The sequence below is a fragment of the Brotocaccenecus cirricatena genome (assembly GCF_020687045.1).
In the GTDB taxonomy this organism is placed as follows: Bacteria; Bacillota; Clostridia; order Oscillospirales; family Oscillospiraceae; genus Vescimonas; species Vescimonas cirricatena.
Genome location: NZ_JAJEPW010000001.1, coordinates 1 through 15,490 on the forward strand (window position 1 = coordinate 1; position 15,490 = coordinate 15,490).

Annotated in this window: 17 protein-coding genes and 1 pseudogene; 12 read left to right on the forward strand and 6 right to left on the reverse strand. The window is 63.3% G+C overall.

Annotated elements, in window-relative coordinates; genetic code table 11:
• Positions 1–482, reverse strand: a 482-nt coding sequence (locus tag LKD37_RS00005) for a Type 1 glutamine amidotransferase-like domain-containing protein (protein WP_302927474.1), incomplete at its 3' end; no start/stop codon positions are given.
• A 38-nt stretch (positions 483–520) separates the two neighbouring features.
• Entirely contained in the window at positions 521–2,029 is a 1,509-nt protein-coding gene (locus LKD37_RS00010; RefSeq protein ID WP_302927475.1) for a Y-family DNA polymerase, read from the reverse strand.
• Positions 2,030–2,193: 164 nt separating this feature from the next.
• On the opposite strand from LKD37_RS00010, the pseudogene LKD37_RS00015 reads away from it, so the two are divergent.
• Positions 2,194–2,472, forward strand: a pseudogene (locus LKD37_RS00015) (cupin domain-containing protein); the annotation flags it as partial.
• Positions 2,473–2,584: 112 nt separating this feature from the next.
• Here LKD37_RS00015 and rplT read toward each other — a convergent pair.
• Genes rplT through infC form a run of 3 tightly spaced genes read right to left on the reverse strand, consistent with a single transcriptional unit; the run spans position 2,585 to position 3,809 of the window.
• On the reverse strand, positions 2,585–2,935 hold the full coding sequence (gene rplT, locus LKD37_RS00020) for a 50S ribosomal protein L20 (RefSeq protein ID WP_302927476.1): 351 nt from the start codon (positions 2,933–2,935) through the stop codon (positions 2,585–2,587).
• A 37-nt stretch (positions 2,936–2,972) separates the two neighbouring features.
• Positions 2,973–3,170 carry a 50S ribosomal protein L35 gene (gene rpmI, locus LKD37_RS00025; protein ID WP_021859480.1) on the reverse strand — a complete coding sequence of 66 codons (198 nt, stop codon included), beginning with the start codon at positions 3,168–3,170 and terminating at the stop codon, positions 2,973–2,975.
• A gap of 51 nt (positions 3,171–3,221) precedes the next feature.
• The gene (gene infC, locus LKD37_RS00030) at positions 3,222–3,809 is read right to left on the reverse strand and encodes a translation initiation factor IF-3 (protein ID WP_306414361.1); all 588 of its coding nucleotides are present in this window, start codon (positions 3,807–3,809) and stop codon (positions 3,222–3,224) included.
• 220 nt (positions 3,810–4,029) lie between these two features.
• Here infC and LKD37_RS00035 point away from each other — a divergent pair, with 220 nt between their 5' ends.
• Genes LKD37_RS00035 through LKD37_RS00045 form a run of 3 tightly spaced genes read left to right on the forward strand, consistent with a single transcriptional unit; the run spans position 4,030 to position 5,863 of the window.
• Complete coding sequence (locus LKD37_RS00035) at positions 4,030–4,593, forward strand: glycerol-3-phosphate responsive antiterminator (RefSeq protein ID WP_302927477.1); 564 nt, start codon at positions 4,030–4,032, stop codon at positions 4,591–4,593.
• The gene (locus tag LKD37_RS00040) at positions 4,590–5,213 is read left to right on the forward strand and encodes a lysoplasmalogenase family protein (RefSeq protein ID WP_302927478.1); all 624 of its coding nucleotides are present in this window, start codon (positions 4,590–4,592) and stop codon (positions 5,211–5,213) included. Before LKD37_RS00035 ends, LKD37_RS00040 begins: the two co-directional genes overlap by 4 nt.
• Positions 5,210–5,863: a TIGR01906 family membrane protein gene (locus tag LKD37_RS00045; protein WP_302927479.1), complete on the forward strand. Its 654-nt coding sequence runs from the start codon at positions 5,210–5,212 to the stop codon at positions 5,861–5,863. The genes LKD37_RS00040 and LKD37_RS00045 overlap by 4 nt, the downstream gene beginning before the upstream one ends.
• A gap of 108 nt (positions 5,864–5,971) precedes the next feature.
• Here the strand turns inward: LKD37_RS00045 and LKD37_RS00050 are convergent, their stop codons facing one another.
• Positions 5,972–6,136 (reverse strand): hypothetical protein, encoded by a 165-nt coding sequence (locus LKD37_RS00050; protein ID WP_302927480.1) that lies wholly within the window; start codon positions 6,134–6,136, stop codon positions 5,972–5,974.
• A gap of 101 nt (positions 6,137–6,237) precedes the next feature.
• Here LKD37_RS00050 and LKD37_RS00055 point away from each other — a divergent pair, with 101 nt between their 5' ends.
• From LKD37_RS00055 to LKD37_RS00090, 8 genes are all read left to right on the forward strand, one after another.
• Entirely contained in the window at positions 6,238–7,074 is an 837-nt protein-coding gene (locus LKD37_RS00055) for a metallophosphoesterase (protein WP_302927481.1), read from the forward strand.
• A 9-nt stretch (positions 7,075–7,083) separates the two neighbouring features.
• The gene (gene mnmG, locus LKD37_RS00060) at positions 7,084–8,982 is read left to right on the forward strand and encodes a tRNA uridine-5-carboxymethylaminomethyl(34) synthesis enzyme MnmG (protein WP_302927482.1); all 1,899 of its coding nucleotides are present in this window, start codon (positions 7,084–7,086) and stop codon (positions 8,980–8,982) included.
• Positions 8,979–9,620, forward strand: a complete 642-nt coding sequence (locus tag LKD37_RS00065; protein ID WP_302927483.1) for a cyclase family protein — start codon at positions 8,979–8,981, stop codon at positions 9,618–9,620. The genes mnmG and LKD37_RS00065 overlap by 4 nt, the downstream gene beginning before the upstream one ends.
• Positions 9,621–9,625: 5 nt before the next feature.
• A complete protein-coding gene (locus LKD37_RS00070; RefSeq protein WP_302927484.1) occupies positions 9,626–11,020 on the forward strand; it encodes a Mur ligase family protein in 1,395 nt (464 codons plus the stop codon).
• Positions 11,017–11,733: a hypothetical protein gene (locus LKD37_RS00075; protein ID WP_302927485.1), complete on the forward strand. Its 717-nt coding sequence runs from the start codon at positions 11,017–11,019 to the stop codon at positions 11,731–11,733. Before LKD37_RS00070 ends, LKD37_RS00075 begins: the two co-directional genes overlap by 4 nt.
• 395 nt (positions 11,734–12,128) lie before the next feature.
• Complete coding sequence (locus tag LKD37_RS00080) at positions 12,129–12,449, forward strand: hypothetical protein (protein WP_302927486.1); 321 nt, start codon at positions 12,129–12,131, stop codon at positions 12,447–12,449.
• A gap of 11 nt (positions 12,450–12,460) precedes the next feature.
• A complete protein-coding gene (recD2, locus tag LKD37_RS00085) occupies positions 12,461–14,680 on the forward strand; it encodes an SF1B family DNA helicase RecD2 (RefSeq protein WP_302927487.1) in 2,220 nt (739 codons plus the stop codon).
• Positions 14,667–15,347, forward strand: a complete 681-nt coding sequence (locus tag LKD37_RS00090; RefSeq protein WP_302927488.1) for a ComF family protein — start codon at positions 14,667–14,669, stop codon at positions 15,345–15,347. Before recD2 ends, LKD37_RS00090 begins: the two co-directional genes overlap by 14 nt.
• Positions 15,348–15,490 lie beyond the last annotated feature (143 nt).

Here is a 15,490-nt window from a genome sequence, read left to right on the forward strand (position 1 = left end):
GGTGCTGTAAGATAATGCGGAAGAACATAGAAATCAATCAAATCAAGCCCTGCATCATCTTCTTGTGAGTAGTCCTCTGGCTTTTCATCCATTTGTTCAATATATTGGATAGTTGGAGCGCATATAATCGCACCCGCCGATTCACCGATCATCAGTTTTCCCTTTGCCAATTCCTTCTTCAATAGCTCATTCGTTCCCGTTTTACGGAGCTGATCCATAAGGAAGAAAGAATTTCCACCAGTAAAATAGATCACATCCGCATCTTCAAAAACGGACTGTATCGTTAAATAAGCCTCCGTTGAAATATCAATTTCCGTTACGGTTGCTCCCAGTTTATTGAATAGCTTTCGAGCCGAGCCGACATAACCGGTGTAGCCTTCACGCAGCGAAGCTGTTGGAATAAATGCGACTTTCTTATTTTCAATTTCTTCCTTTATCAGACTTCCTACACTTGAAAAATGTGAACATAAAAATAGTTTCATCAATATTCTCCTTTATAAATTCCAATTTATTTCATTCTCTACGCCTTATGCCCGCCGATCTGCGCATTTCGGTCCTTCGCCGTTGCGCCTTCTTCCAGATTCATCGCCTTGAGAATGGCGTTCTTTCCGTACTTCTTCTTGATGGCAAGTGCCGCCTTCTGAATTTTTCGTTCCCGTTCCAGGGCGGCGTCCTCCGCCTTCTGCTTTTCCTCCTGGGCGGCGTAGTCCGTAAAAAGGTCGAGCTGGACAACCCCGTTGTTCTTCTTCGGTGCATCCGCTTCCGGCAGGACATGATTTGCAACGACATACATGCGCCGCACCAGGAGATTCCTGTCCACGATCCGGTCAAACAGCTCTGACACGGCGCACATTATTTTCTTCGTAGATGATGTGTGACTGTCAAGGTTAATAGAGCCGTGGGCCTGCTTCGGGATCCGGCGGCCATAGCGGTCGGTTTCCACCGGGCCGTGATACCTGGCCCGCCGCGCCGGATCGGTCAGATTCTCAACATCATAGCCCACGGTCAGCACCATCTGATCGGTGACAAGCCCCTTATCCACCAAATCCAGCACCAGCAGGTCCGTCATCTCCCGGACGACCAGCTTTGCCTTGTCCGCCTCATAGGGGCAGTGCAGGACCTGACCGGAGCTGAGACTGTTGGAGCTGGGGCGGTACGCCTTGATGGCCGCAATGGTGGTGGGCTCCCAGCCCCACGCATGGTCGATGAGCAGTTCCGCGTTCTTGCCGAAGAGCTTATAAAGCAGGTCCTCATTCCGCTCCGAGCAGAGGGCAACATCGCCCATGGTGAACATCCCGTTCTCCTCCAGCTTCTTTGCGATGCCCCGGCCCACCCGCCAGAAATCGGTGAGAGGCCGGTGTGACCACAGCTCACGGCGAAACTTCATCTCGTCCAGCTCTGCAATGCGGACGCCGTTTTTATCGGCGGGAATGTGCTTCGCTACAATGTCCATGGCTACCTTGCAGAGAAAGAGGTTTGTCCCGATTCCGGCAGTTGCCGTGATGCCGGTGGATTCCAGCACATCGAGAATGATCTTCATGGCAAGCTCCCGGGCCGTCAGCCGGTAGGTGCTGAGATAGTCGGTGACGTCCATGAACACCTCGTCGATGGAGTAGACCACCATGTCCTCCGGCGCGATGTACTTGAGGTAAGTCTGATAAATGCGGGTGCTGTACTCCATGTAGTACGCCATTCTCGGCGGCGCGATGAGGAAGTCCACGGCAAGGGCCGGGTCAGCCTGCAACCGGGAGAAAAAGTGGGATGAACCCTCCAACTTTCGCCCCGGGGCCTTCTGCTGCCGCCGGGCGTTCACCTCCCGGACCCGCTGGTTCACCTCGAAAAGTCGGCTGCGCCCGGAGATGCCGTAGCTTTTGAGGGAGGGCGTCACCGCCAGACAGATGGTTTTCTCCGTCCGGCTCTCATCCGCAACGACCAGGTTGGTGTCCAGCGGATCCAACCCCCGCTCCCGGCACTCAACAGAGGCATAGAAGGATTTCAGGTCAATGGCAATATAGGTGCGTTGTTTCAACTTCTGTGCCTCCCTTCAAGCAAAATTTACAGATATCCCGCCTCAAGATCTTGACTTAAAGTCGGGTTCAGGTGTTATCATGAGTATAGCAAAAACCAAAGCGCCGCGCAAGAGCGCGGGCCGGAATAATGGAAGTAAAGAAAATGTCTGTGAAACAAACCGCTCCTTCGGGCGACAGCGCCATGGCCCGGCATGCCGCGTCCATGGTCTTCCCCATCGGTGCGCCCAACGACGGCTTTGCGCAGTATTTTACGGGCAGGAGCTTTCTTGCGCCCGTTTCCACGGAACAGGTCGGTATTTTCAATGTGACCTTTGAGCCGGGCTGCCGCAACAACTGGCACATCCATCACGCCAAAAGCGGCGGCGGCCAGATCCTGATCTGCGTGGCCGGACGCGGCTTCTATCAGGAGTGGGGCCGGGCCGCCGTGCGGCGGGCCGGAGGGACGCGGCGTGTACGTCGCAAAAAACACTTCTCAGTCTGCAAGCCTTTTGGAACAAAAAAATCAGGTCCGTTTCCGGACCTGATTTTTTATGTCGTATGTTCCGCGTATCCGTTTACGCCTTCTTGGCGATGTCGCACAGGGCGGTGAAGGCCACGGTGTCGTTGATGGCCATCTCAGAGAGCATCTTGCGGTTGATCTGGATGCCGGCCACCTTCAGACCGTGCATAAAGGTGGAGTAGTTCATGCCGTTGAGCTTGCAGGCGGCGGAGATGCGGGTGATCCACAGCTGGCGGAAATCCCGCTTCTTCAGCCGGCGGCCCACATAGGCGTAGGTCAGGGACTTCATGACCTGCTCATTGGCCATCTTGAAGTGCTTGGACTTGGCGCCCCAGTAGCCCTTGGCCAGCTTCAGAGTCTTATTTCTTCTTTTACGCGCCATCATAGCGCCTTTAACACGTGCCATTTCTTAATTGCCTCCTATTTCTAACGATATCCGTCTCTTATTTGTAGGGGATCATCTTGCGGATGGTGGCCTCATTGGTGCAGTCGGCATAGGTGCCGCTGCGCAGGCGACGACCGCGCTTGGTGTCCTTCTTGGTGAGGATGTGGCTCTTGAAAGCGTGCGCTCTCTTGACCTTGCCGGACTTCGTCAGATTGAAGCGCTTCTTGGCGCCGCTGTGGGTCTTCAGTTTAGGCATAATATTACTCCTTCCATCTATTCTCCCGCCGGGGCGGGAAGAACTCGTGTGTTATTTTCCGGCCTTCTGGGCCTTGGGGGACAGGAACATGGACATGAGCCGGCCCTCCATCTTGGCGGATTTATCCATGGTGGCCACGTCGGCGCAAAGCTCCGCGAACTTCTTCAGCAGATCCCGGCCGATATCCGTATGCGCCATCTCGCGGCCGCGGAAGCGGACGGAGACCTTCACCCGGTTGCCGTCAGCCAGGAACTTCTGCGCATTTTTCAGCTTGGTGTTGAAGTCGCCGACATCGATGCCCGGAGACATGCGAATTTCCTTGATCTCCACCACGTGCTGGTTCTTTCTGGCTTCCTTCTCCTTCTTGCTGCGCTCGAACTTGAACTTGCCATAGTTCATGAGCTTGCACACAGGCGGCGTCGCCTGGGGGGAAATCTTCACCAGGTCCAGTCCCTTTTCCTCGGCGATGTGCAGGCCCTCCGCAGAGGACACAATGCCCAGCTGCTCGCCGTCTTCGCCGATGAGGCGGATCTCCTTATCCCGGATCTCTTCATTGAGTTCATGCTCTACCTTGCTAATAACCGTCGCACCTCCATTCGATAAATAAAAAACGCGAATGCATCCCTTGCATCCGCGCAGCGGCACGGCCCCCATAACGGAAGCCCTGACGAAAATCGCTGTTGACCTCTTTGCCTGGGGCGGGAGGTGAGGCGGATGCATCCAGCCTTCTTTGTTTTCCAGGATAGTATACCAGACCCTCCCTCCCCTGTCAAGCACTTTTTCCTGAAAATATCGTTGAAATTTGCCCACCTACCGTGGTAACATAGGGAGAGAAAACTGCGGAAGGAGGGTCCGCCCTATGTCCCATCCCATGCTGCCGCTGCTGGAGCGGACGCCGGTGATCCCGGCGGTGAAGGAGCCGGAGACTCTGGACCTGGCCCTGGCCCACGACGGAGCGGCGGTGTTCCTGCTGTGCGGCGACATTCTGAATATCGTGGGTCTTGTGGACCGGGTCCACCGGGCCGGGAAGCGGGCGGTGGTCCATGGGGACCTGGTGGCGGGACTGGCCCCCAGGGAGATCGCCGTGGACTATCTGCGCTCCTGCGGAGCCGACGGGATCATCTCCACCCGGCCCCACATCATCCGCCGGGGCCGGGAGCTGGGCATGCTGACGGTGCTGCGGGTGTTCGCCATCGACTCCAAGGCCGTCAGCAACCTGGGGAAGGAGACCGGCATAGGGATGCCGGACCTGATCGAGGTGCTGCCCGGTACCATTTACAGGGTCATCGCCCGGCTGTCCCGGGAGCTGCCGGTGCCCCTGATCGCCGGGGGCCTGCTGGCGGACAAGGCCGATGTCACCGCGGCGCTGAGCGCCGGGGCCCTGTGCGTCTCCGCCAGCGACCCGCAGCTGTGGGACCTGTGACGGCGACCTTTCTGGGGCTGGAGGCGGCCCTGTACGCGGCGTTCATGACCCTGGACCTTACCGGCGGCAGCGGCGACCCGGTGAAATACGCCTCCATCGCCGTGTGCCTGGTGTTTTCCGTGCTGTTCGCCCGGCGGGGCGGCAACCGCCTGATGGCCGCCGCCATGGCCCTGACCCTGGGGGCCGACACCTTTCTTCTGCTGCTGAACGACTGGTACGGCGCAGGGGTGGCCCTGTTCTGCGGGGTCCAGGGGCTGTACCTGGTCCGTATCCTCCGCCGGTGCGGCCGTTCCCTGTGGGGACTGCGGCTGTTCCTGGTGGGTGCGGCCTGGGCAGGGCTGTGGGCCCTGGGCCTGCTGTCGCCGCTGAACCTGCTGGCGGCGGTGTATTTCGCCAATTTCCTGGTGAACGCCTGTCAGGCGCTTTCCCTTTCCATGCCGCTGTTTGCCTGGGGACTGTGTCTGTTCCTGCTGTGCGACGTGTGCGTGGGCGTTCATAACCAGCCGGAGCTGTTTCCCGGGTGGCTTGCCGCCTTTGCCCAGGTGGGTATGTGGCTGTTTTACCTGCCGGGCCAGGTGCTGCTGGTGCTGTCCGGCCGGAAAAAGGAGGATATTTCATGAGGAAGCTGCTGTCCGTTTTCACGGCCTTTGCCATGGCCCTGACCATCCTGACCGGGTCCATCGCCCTGCCGCTGTTGATCCGGCCCTTCTACCGGGCCCAGATCGAGCCTCTGGGCATCCCCGCCCGCAGCGGCCTGACGGCGGAGCAGATCGGGGCGGCCTTTGACGACGTGATGGATTACTGCCTGGGCAAGCGCCCGGACTTTGCCGCCGGTGTGCTGTCCTTCTCCCCGGAGGGGGCCAGCCACTTCGCCGATGTGCGGCGGCTGTTTCTGCTGGACCTTCGGGTGCTGGCGGTGTGCATGGCGGTGCTGCTGGTGCTGTACGCTCTGCGGCGGAAAAAGGGCCTGACCCTGTGTCCCCTGGCGGGCCACAGTCCCGGCTTCTGGGCCGGCTGCGGCCTGGGCGGGGCGCTGGCCATAGCCGGCGTCCTGGCGGCCCTGGACTTTGACCGGGCCTTCACGGTGTTCCACAGCATCTTCTTCCCCGGCAAGGACAACTGGCTCTTTGACCCGGCCACGGACCCGGTGATCCTGATCCTGCCGGAGGCGTTCTTCCGCAGCTGCGCCATTCTCATTCTGGCGGCGGTGCTGCTGTGCTGCGCCGCGCTCATCATCGCGGACCTGTGCCGCCGCAGACGGGCCCCATAAATGGGCACAAAAAAAGCGCCTTGCGGCGCATCCCTTCGTAAAACGCTTTTTCTGTAAAAAAAATCACCACGCACAGGCGTGGTTTCTTCCTTGGTATAGCCGGATCACTTACCGCTCGCTGGGCTGCCAGTCGGAACCCTCGAAGATCATGTCATCCAGGTCACCCTTCATGAAGATGTTGGTCATTGTATCACGCTCCTTTCTTCTCTTTTCACGGTTATAGTATATCCCGCCCGGCCCGGTTTTGCAAGGGTGAGAATCTACATTTTTCATAAAAACCGCTCATCATTTTTTGCTATTATGCACAACAAAGGACTTGCAAACCCCGGGGAACCTATTATATAATAAGTGACAGCGGGAAAGGAGGTGCCGCCGTGGCCCACAAGGAACAACGCAGAAAGAAGACCCTGCCGCTGCTGCTGGCGGCCCTGACCCTGGCCGGAGCCGGGCTCTGGTGGGGGAACTACACCCTCTCCGTCGAGGAATACGCATTTTCCTCCTCCCGTCTGCCCCCGGGCTGGGACGGCGGACGGCTGGTGGTGCTGTCGGACCTCCATGGCCGCCGGTTCGGCCGGGACAACCGCCGCCTGGCGGCGGCGGTGGAGGCCGCCCACCCGGACGTCATCGCCCTGGTGGGGGATTTCGTGGACGAGTGGACGGACCCGGCGTACCTGCGCCCTCTGCTGGAAAGGCTCACGGCCCTGGCCCCCTGCTATTTCGTCTCCGGCAACCACGAGTGGGCCGCCGGAAAGATGCAGGAGACGGCGGCCCTGCTGGCGGACTGCGGCGTCACCTGGCTCCATAACGGCTTCGTGACGCTTCAGCGGGGCGGCGACAGCCTGCTCCTGGCGGGCATCGACGACCCCAACGGCTACGCCGACCAGAAAACGCCCCAGCAGGTGGCCCGGGAGGTCCGGGACGCCGCCCCGGAGGGCTTCTGGCTGCTGCTGGCCCACCGGAACAACCTGTTTGAATCGGAATACGCCGCCCTGGGGGCGGATCTGACCCTGTCGGGCCACGGCCACGGCGGCCTGTGGCGTCTGCCCTTTACCGACGGGCTGCTGGGAAGCGGCGGCACGCTGCTGCCCTCCTATACCAACGGATTTTACACCTGCCGGGGCGCGGAGGTATTTGTCTCCCGGGGCCTCGGCGGCATGGTGCGCCTGTTCAACCGCCCGGAGGTGGCGGTGTTGACCCTGCGGCGCGCATAAGGAGCCTGTATGAGAGAATTTGACGCGGGACAATTTGATATCGCCGTCATCGGCGCGGGACACGCCGGCATCGAGGCGGCTCTGGCCGCCGCCCGCCTGGGGCTGGAAACGGTGTGCCTGACCATCAACCTGGACGCCGTGGGCAATATGCCCTGCAACCCCGCCATCGGCGGCACCGCCAAGGGTCACCTGGTCCGGGAGCTGGACGCCCTGGGCGGCGAAATGGCCCGGGCGGCGGACCGGGTCTGCATCCAGTATCGGATGCTCAACCGCCGGAAGGGTCCCGCCGTGTGGTCCCTGCGGGCCCAGGCGGACCGCCGGGCCTATCAGCAGGTGATGAAGCACACCCTGGAGCGGCAGGAGCACCTGACCCTGCGCCAGGCGGAGGCGGTGGCCCTGCGGACGGAAAACGGCCGCGTCACCGGCGTGGTGCTGCGCACCGGGGCGGTATACCGGGTCCGGGCGGTGGTGCTGTGCACCGGCACCTATCTCCGGGGCCGCACCATCGTCGGCGACTGCGTGGAGGAATCCGGCCCCGACGGACTTCACGCCGCCGGCCCTCTGACGGAGAGCCTGCTGGCCCTGGGCCTGCCTCTGCGGCGGTTCAAAACCGGCACCCCTCCCCGGGTCAACCGCCGGAGCATCGACTTTTCCCAAATGCAGCTCCAGGAAGGGGACCCCTCTCCCCTGCCCTTCAGCTTCGAGACCCCGGCCCCGCCGGAAAACCGAGCGGTGTGCTGGCTGACCTACACCACCCCGGAGACCCACCGCATCATCCGGGAAAACCTGGACAAAAGCCCCCTGTATTCCGGGGTCATCCAGGGGGTGGGACCCCGATACTGCCCCTCCATCGAAACCAAGATCGTCCGTTTCCCGGACAAGGAGCGGCACCAGCTGTTCATCGAGCCCATGGGCCTGGACACGGAGGAAATGTACATCCAGGGCTTCTCCTCCTCCCTGCCGGAGGACGTGCAGCTGGCCATGCTGCACTCCGTCCCCGGCCTGGAGCGGGCGGAGATGATGCGCCCGGCCTACGCCATCGAATACGACTGCATCGACCCCACGGCCCTGCGCCCCACCTTAGAGACCCGGACGGTCCGGGGCCTGTACGGGGCGGGACAGTTCAACGGCTCCTCCGGATACGAGGAGGCGGCGGTCCAGGGCTTTGTGGCGGGCGTCAACGCGGCGCTGGCCCTGCTGGGCCGGGAGCCGCTGATCCTGAAGCGCAGCGAAGGCTACATCGGCACCCTTATCGACGACCTGGTGACCAAGGGCACCCAGGAGCCCTACCGCATGATGACCAGCCGCTCGGAATACCGCCTGCTGCTGCGGCAGGACAACGCCGACCGCCGCCTGTGCCCCATCGGCTGCCGCATCGGCCTGGTATCGGCTGAGCGGCTGCGGCGGGTGGAGGAAAAATACGCCGCCGTGGAGCGGGAGATCCGCCGCCTGGAGAAAACCGGCGTCCCCGGCTCGGCAGCCCTGAACGATCTGCTGACGGCCCGGGGCACCGCCCCGGTGGCCGACGGCTGCCGCCTCATCGACCTGCTGCGGCGGCCCCAGGTGGGCTATGACGACCTGATCCCCTTCGACCCGGCCCCGCCGGGCCTGCCCCCGGCCGTCCGGGAGCAGGTGGAGATCACCGTGAAATATGAGGGCTACATCCGCCGCCAGGAGAAGCAGGTGGAGGAATTTGAGAAGCTGGAGCGCCGCCGCCTGCCGCCGGACATGGATTACAGCCATATCCAGGGCCTGCGGCTGGAGGCCCGGGAGAAGCTGGCCGCCCTGCGGCCGGAGAACCTGGGCCAGGCGGGCCGCATCTCCGGCGTATCCCCCGCCGACATAGCGGCCCTGATGGTATACCTGCACACCCGCGAAACACCGCCCGAAGGAGGGACCTCAACATGACCGTTATCGACCTGACCCACACCATCCGGGAGGATATGCCCGTCTATCCCGGCACGGAGCCGCCCCGGCTTACCACCGCCTGCACCGTTTCCCAGTGCGGCTACCGGGAGACCCTGCTGCACATGTATTCCCACACCGGCACCCACATGGACGCCCCCGCCCACATGATGGACGGGGCCCCCACCCTGGACAGCTTCGGTCCGGACCGCTTTGTGGGCCGGGGCTATGTGCTGGACTGCCGTGGCCTGTCCCAAATTCCCCTGGACCTGCTGCTGCGGCACGAGGCCGCCCTGCGGGACGCGGACTTTCTGCTGTTCTGCACCGGGTGGGACCAATACTGGGGCACCGATGCCTATTATGAGGGGTTTCCGTGTCTGACCGAGGAGGCCGCCCGGTTCGTGGCGGGCCTGCCCCTGAAGGGGGTGGGAGAGGATTCCATCTCCCTGGACCCCTGCGGCACGGTGGACTTCCCCAACCACCTGACTCTGTTTGGCGCGGGGCTGGTGAATACCGAGAACCTCAAGGGGCTGGCGCAGCTCATCGGCCGGGAATTCACGTTCCTGACCATGCCCCTGAAATTTGAAAATGCCGACGGCTGCAGCTGCCGGGCGGCGGCGATCATTACCAAGGAGGCTTGAACACAATGGGTAAACTGCGATTCCTGTTTGCGCTGTGGATGGCGAAGCTGTCCGTCCCGGCGCTGAAGATCACCCGCCACAACGGAACGGACTTCCCCGGCACCCTGGCCCTGAAGCTGTGCCCGGACTTTCTGAAGTATGTGGGCCGTCCCAAAACCATCATCGCCGTCACCGGCACCAACGGCAAAACCACCGTCAGCAATCTCCTGGCGGACACCCTGGAAAAGGCGGGTCACCGGGTCCTCATCAACCGGGCCGGTTCCAACGTGGCCAGCGGCATCGCCACCGCCCTGCTGAAGGGCTGCGACCTGGCGGGCCGGGTAAAGGACTATGACATGGCCGTGCTGGAGGTGGACGAGCGCTCCAGCGTCCGGGTGTACCCCTACATCACCCCGGACTATATCGCCGTCACCAACCTGTTCCGGGACAGCATCATGCGCAACGCCCACGCCGACTTCATCGCCGGCATCATCAGCCGCAGCGTCCCCGCCGCCTCCAAGCTGGTGCTCAACGCCGACGACCTGATCTCCTGCGGCCTGGCCCCGGAGAATTCCCGGGTCTATTTCGGCATCGACCGCCTGCCCTCGGACACCGTGGAGTGCGTCAACCACATCAACGACGTGCGCATCTGCCCCAAGTGCGCCGGGAAGCTGCGCTATGAATACCGCCGCTATCACCACATCGGCCGGGCCGTGTGCCAGGACTGCGGCTTCCACTCCCCGGACAGCGACTATCTGGCCACCAACGTGGATATCCCCGGCGGTACCATGACCATCCGGGAGGGCGGCAAGGAATACCCCTACACCCTGATCTGCGACAGCGTGTTCAATGTCTACAACATGGTCACGGTGATCGCCGTGCTGCGTCAGCTGGGCTACGCCCATGACGAGATCGCCCGGGTGCTGTCCCAGTCCGCCATCACCGAAAGCCGCCACAACGTGGAACAGGCCGGAAACGTCACCCTGGTCCGGGAAATGGCCAAGGACAAGAACGCCCTGGCCTGCTCCCGGGTATTCCAGTATATCGCCTCCCGCCCCGGCAAGAAAGAAGTCATGCTGCTGATGAACTCCCTGACGGACGTGCCCCACTGGTCGGAAAACGTCTGCTGGTTCTACGATACGGACTTTGAGTATCTGGCGGACGAGAGCATCGTCCGGGTGGTGTGCACCGGTCTGCGGTGCGAGGACTACAAGCTCCGCTGCCTGATGGCCGGCGTGCCGGAGGACCGCCTGGCCTGCGCCAAGGACGAGCACGACGCAGCGGCCATGATGGCCTACGAGCCCGGCGACGAGCTGTATGTGCTCTACGGCACGGACACCCTGGAGCTTGCCTATCAGGTATATGACCAGATGAAGGATATCGCCCGTTCCCGGGCGGCGGAGCAGGAGGTGCAGGCATGAAAACCGAGATTTTGTTCCCCGAGGTGGCCAACCTCTGCGGCGACCTGATGAACGTCACCTATCTGCGCCAGTCCTGCCCGGAGATGGAGGTGGTGGAAACCGGTCTGAAGGACCGCCCCGCCTTTCTGGACGGCGGCGTGGACCTGGTGTACGTGGGCTCTGCCACCGAGCGGGGGTTGCAGCTGATGGTCCAGGCCCTGACCCCCTATAAGGCGGAACTGGAGCGCTATGTGGACGGCGGCGGGCTGATGCTGGCCACCGGCAACGCCCTGGACGCCCTGGGCGAATATGTGGTCATCGACGGCAAGCGCGCCTTCGACGGCCTGGGCATTCTCAAGACCCACGCCGAGTATCATATGATGAAGCGCCACAACAGCTTCCTGCTGGGCAGCTTCCAGGATATGGAGATCGTGGGCTTCAAGAGCCTGTTCGGCCACACCTATCCCGATGATGAGCTGGCGAACCCCCTGTTCCGGGTGGAGCGTGGTGTGGGCCGCCATCCCGGGGCCTTTGCCGAGGGCTTTCTCCGGGGCGGCCTCATGGCCACCTACCTCATCGGCCCCCTGCTGCCGCTGAACCCGCCCTTCACCCGGTATCTGCTGGAGCAGATGGGAGCCAGGGACGTGCACCTGGCCTTTGAGGACACCGCCATGAAGGCCTACCGGGCCCGGGTGGAGGAGTTCCGGGACGAAAAGCGGGGCTATCAGTATTAAACCGCACAACCCCCCGTACCTGACCCGCACAAAAGAAAATCAGGCCCCGGGAGACGGTCCCGGGGCTTGACAAGACGGCCTGCGCCGCCTATAATGAACACAGAAAAGGGCGCTGCGACAAGCGGTTGGCTCGGTTCAATCAGGAATTCATAATGAAAACCGTCACTTGGCCGAGTGGCGGTTTTCGCGTTTCTTTACAATGATCGTAACCGTATAGGGCCCGATATGTAATGTAATCCGCATGGCGTCACCCCCTTTCGGGGATCATCAGCCAACCGCCTGCCGTTCGTGCAGCGCCATGGCTATTGTATCAAATGGCGCGGCGGAATGCAACACGTTTCTGCCGCCTGCACCCCCGTCCCCGCCGCCGCATACACTGATATCGAGGTGATATCATGGAGGTGCTGCAAGACGGCGTGCTGGCCTTTCTGGCGGCCACGGGGCTGGCGGCCCTGTTCTGGCTGCTGACGGGCTGGTTCCGGCGGCGGGAGCCCGCCCGGGTGATGCTGCTGATCCCCGCCCGGCCCGGCTGCGACTTTGCCGCCCCGGCGGCCCAGATGCTGGACCTGCGGCGGCAGCTGCGGGGGGCGGTCCCCATCGTGCTGTGCGACTGCGGCCTGGAGGGGGCGGACCTGCGCCGGGCCCGGGAGCTGACGGAGCGATACGACGATCTTCTGCTGCTGACGGCGGCGGAGATCCCCGACCATTTACCATAAGGAGGGCCGCTATGGCCGAACGAAGCACGGTGGAGGGCGCCGTACAAAGCCTGATTTTTCAGAATGAGGACAACGGCTACACCGTGCTCTCCCTGCTGACGGACGACGGCGAGCTGGTGACGGTGGTGGGGTGCATCCCCTGCGCCGCCCCCGGCGAGGGCATGACCGTCACCGGGGTGTGGACCAACCACCCCAGCTACGGCCCCCAGTTCGCGGCGGAATCCGTGGAGCGCCGCATGCCGGAGACGGAGGAGGACATCGCGGCCTATCTGGCCTCCGGCATTCTCAAGGGCATCGGCCCCGCCACCGCCCAGCGGCTGGTGGACCGCTTCGGGGCGGACACCCTGGCCGTTATCGAGGAGGAGCCGGAGCGGCTGCAAACCGTCAAGGGCATCACCGCCAAAAAGGCCATGGAGCTGTCCGCCGCCTTCCGGGAGCTGACGGGGCTGAAGCGGGTGATGGAATTTCTGGCCCGGTATGAGCTGCCGGTGCCTCTGGCCATGCAGCTGTACCGGGCCTATGGGGCCCAGGCCCTGCCCCGGCTGAAGGAGGACCCCTATCTTCTCACGGGGCAGGCCTACGGCGTGGCCTTTTCCACCATGGACGAGATCGCCCTGAGCATGGGCTTCGACGGCGACAGCCCCTGCCGGGTGGAGGCCGCCCTTACATACGAGCTGTCCCACAATCTGAACAACGGCCATGTGTTCCTGCCCCGGGACAAGCTGCTTTTTGCCTCCGCCCAGTTGATTGACGGCAACCCGGACGCCCTGGAGACCGCCCTGGACGGGCTGCTGGCCCGGGGCGTCATCGTCCAGGAGCCGGTGGCGGGGGTGCAGGCCTGCTATCTCCAGCGCCTGTATCAGGCGGAGACCCAGGTGGCCCGGCGGCTGCTGTCCCTGCGGGACGCGCCCCGGCAGACCGGGAAAAACGTGGACAAAATCATCGCCGAGATGGAGGCCCGCCAGGGCATCGCCTATGCGCCCCAGCAGCGCCGGGCGGTGGAGCTGGCGGCCCGGAGCGGGGTGCTGCTGCTGACCGGCGGCCCCGGCACCGGCAAAACCACCTCCACCCGGGGCATCGTCACCCTGCTGGAGCGCATGGGCCTGACGGTGCTGCTGCTGGCCCCCACGGGCCGGGCGGCCAAGCGCATGAGCGAGCTGTGCTCCCGGGAGGCCCAGACCATCCACCGCTGCCTGGGCATGACCTTCAACGAGCTCACCGGCGAGGTGACCTTCAAGAAAAACGAAAAGGACCTGTTGGAGGCCGATGCCGTCATCGTGGACGAGATGAGCATGGTGGACCTGCCGCTGATGGACGCCCTGCTGGCGGCCCTGAAGCCCGGGTGCCGCCTGGTGATGGTGGGGGACCCGGACCAGCTGCCCTCCGTGGGCCCCGGCAACGTGCTGGGAGATATCCTGCGCAGCGGCGCGGTGGACTCCGTGACCCTGACGGAGGTGTTCCGCCAGGCGGAGCAGTCCGCCATCATCCGCAGCGCCCACGCCGTGAACCGGGGCCAGGCCCCGGACCTGAGCAACAAGCAAAGCGACTTTTTCTTCCTGTGCCGCCGCTCGCCGGACCGGCTGGTGCAGACGGTGGTGGACCTGTGCCGCACCCGTCTGCCGGACAAGATGGGCATCCCCGCCGGGCAGATCCAGGTGCTGACCCCCACCCGCAAGGGGGAGACCGGCACCGTCAGCCTGAACCGGGCCCTGCAGGCAGCTCTGAACCCCCCGGCCCCGGGCAAGCGCCAGAAGACCTGGGGCGACATGATCTTCCGGGTGGGGGACCGGGTGATGCAGACCCGGAACAACTATGACGTTCTCTGGGAAAAGGACGACGGCGAGGCCGGCAGCGGTATCTTCAACGGCGACGTGGGCACGGTGGAGGACATCGACCCCTCCGGCGAGCTGGTGACCATCCGGTTCGACGACCGCACCAGCGTATACACCGCCGACCTGCTGAGCCAGCTGGACATGGCCTACGCCATGACCGTCCACAAGGCCCAGGGCAGCGAATACCGGGCGGTGGTGCTGGTGTCCGCCCCGGCGGCTCCCAACCTGCTGGTCCGGGGCGTGCTGTACACCGCCATCACCCGGGCCAGGGAGCTGCTGGTGATGGTAGGCGACGACGCCATCCCCGGCCGCATGGCGGAAAACGACCGCCGCACCCGGCGATACAGCGGCCTGCGCCGCAGACTCAAGCAAGGAGGACCAAGCCATGGGCATGAGTGATCTCAACGAACGGCTGAACCAGCTGGAGCAGGGGGCATTGAACTTCCTGTTCCCCCGGCGCTGCCCCTTCTGCAATCAGCACATCGGCAGCAAGGAGCTGATCTGCGCCGGCTGCGAAAAGAAGTTGCCCTACACCGGGGACCGGGCCGTCCGCCAGACCTCCTGGGGCCGGGTGGCCGCGCCTCTGTATTACGAGGACGCCGTCCGCCGTGCCATTCTGGACTTCAAATTCAAGGGCCGCATGGGCGGCCTGCCCTGCTTCGGCAGCCTGACGGCCCGCTGCGCGGCGGAGGAGTTCGGCGGCGAGTTCGACGCCATCACCTGGGTGCCGGTGAGCCGGAAGCGCCTGCGCAAGCGGGGCTTTGACCAGGCCCGGTATCTGGCCGGGAGCCTGTGCGTAGAGTGGCACGTGGAGCCCCAGGAGACCCTGCGCAAAATTCTGGACAACCCGCCCCAGTCCGGCCTGGAGGACGCCGACGCCCGCCGGGCCAACGTCCTGGGGGCCTATGAGGCCGTCCATCCGGAGCGCATCGCCGGAAAGCGCTTCCTGCTGGTGGACGACATCTGCACCACCGGGTCCACCCTGGGGGAGGCCGCCCGGGTCCTGCGCCAGGCGGGAGCCGCCGACGTGCTGGGTCTGACCCTGGCCGTCACCCGGGAGGAATAAAATCCCTGCCGCCTGTCCATAATGAAGCACCGGCCCAAAGGTTACAAATTATGAACAAAAGATTACGATTTGGAAAAACCCACAAATTCTCTTGCAAAATGGGAAAAGCGCCATTATAATAGGATATCAGGAATTAAATGGCC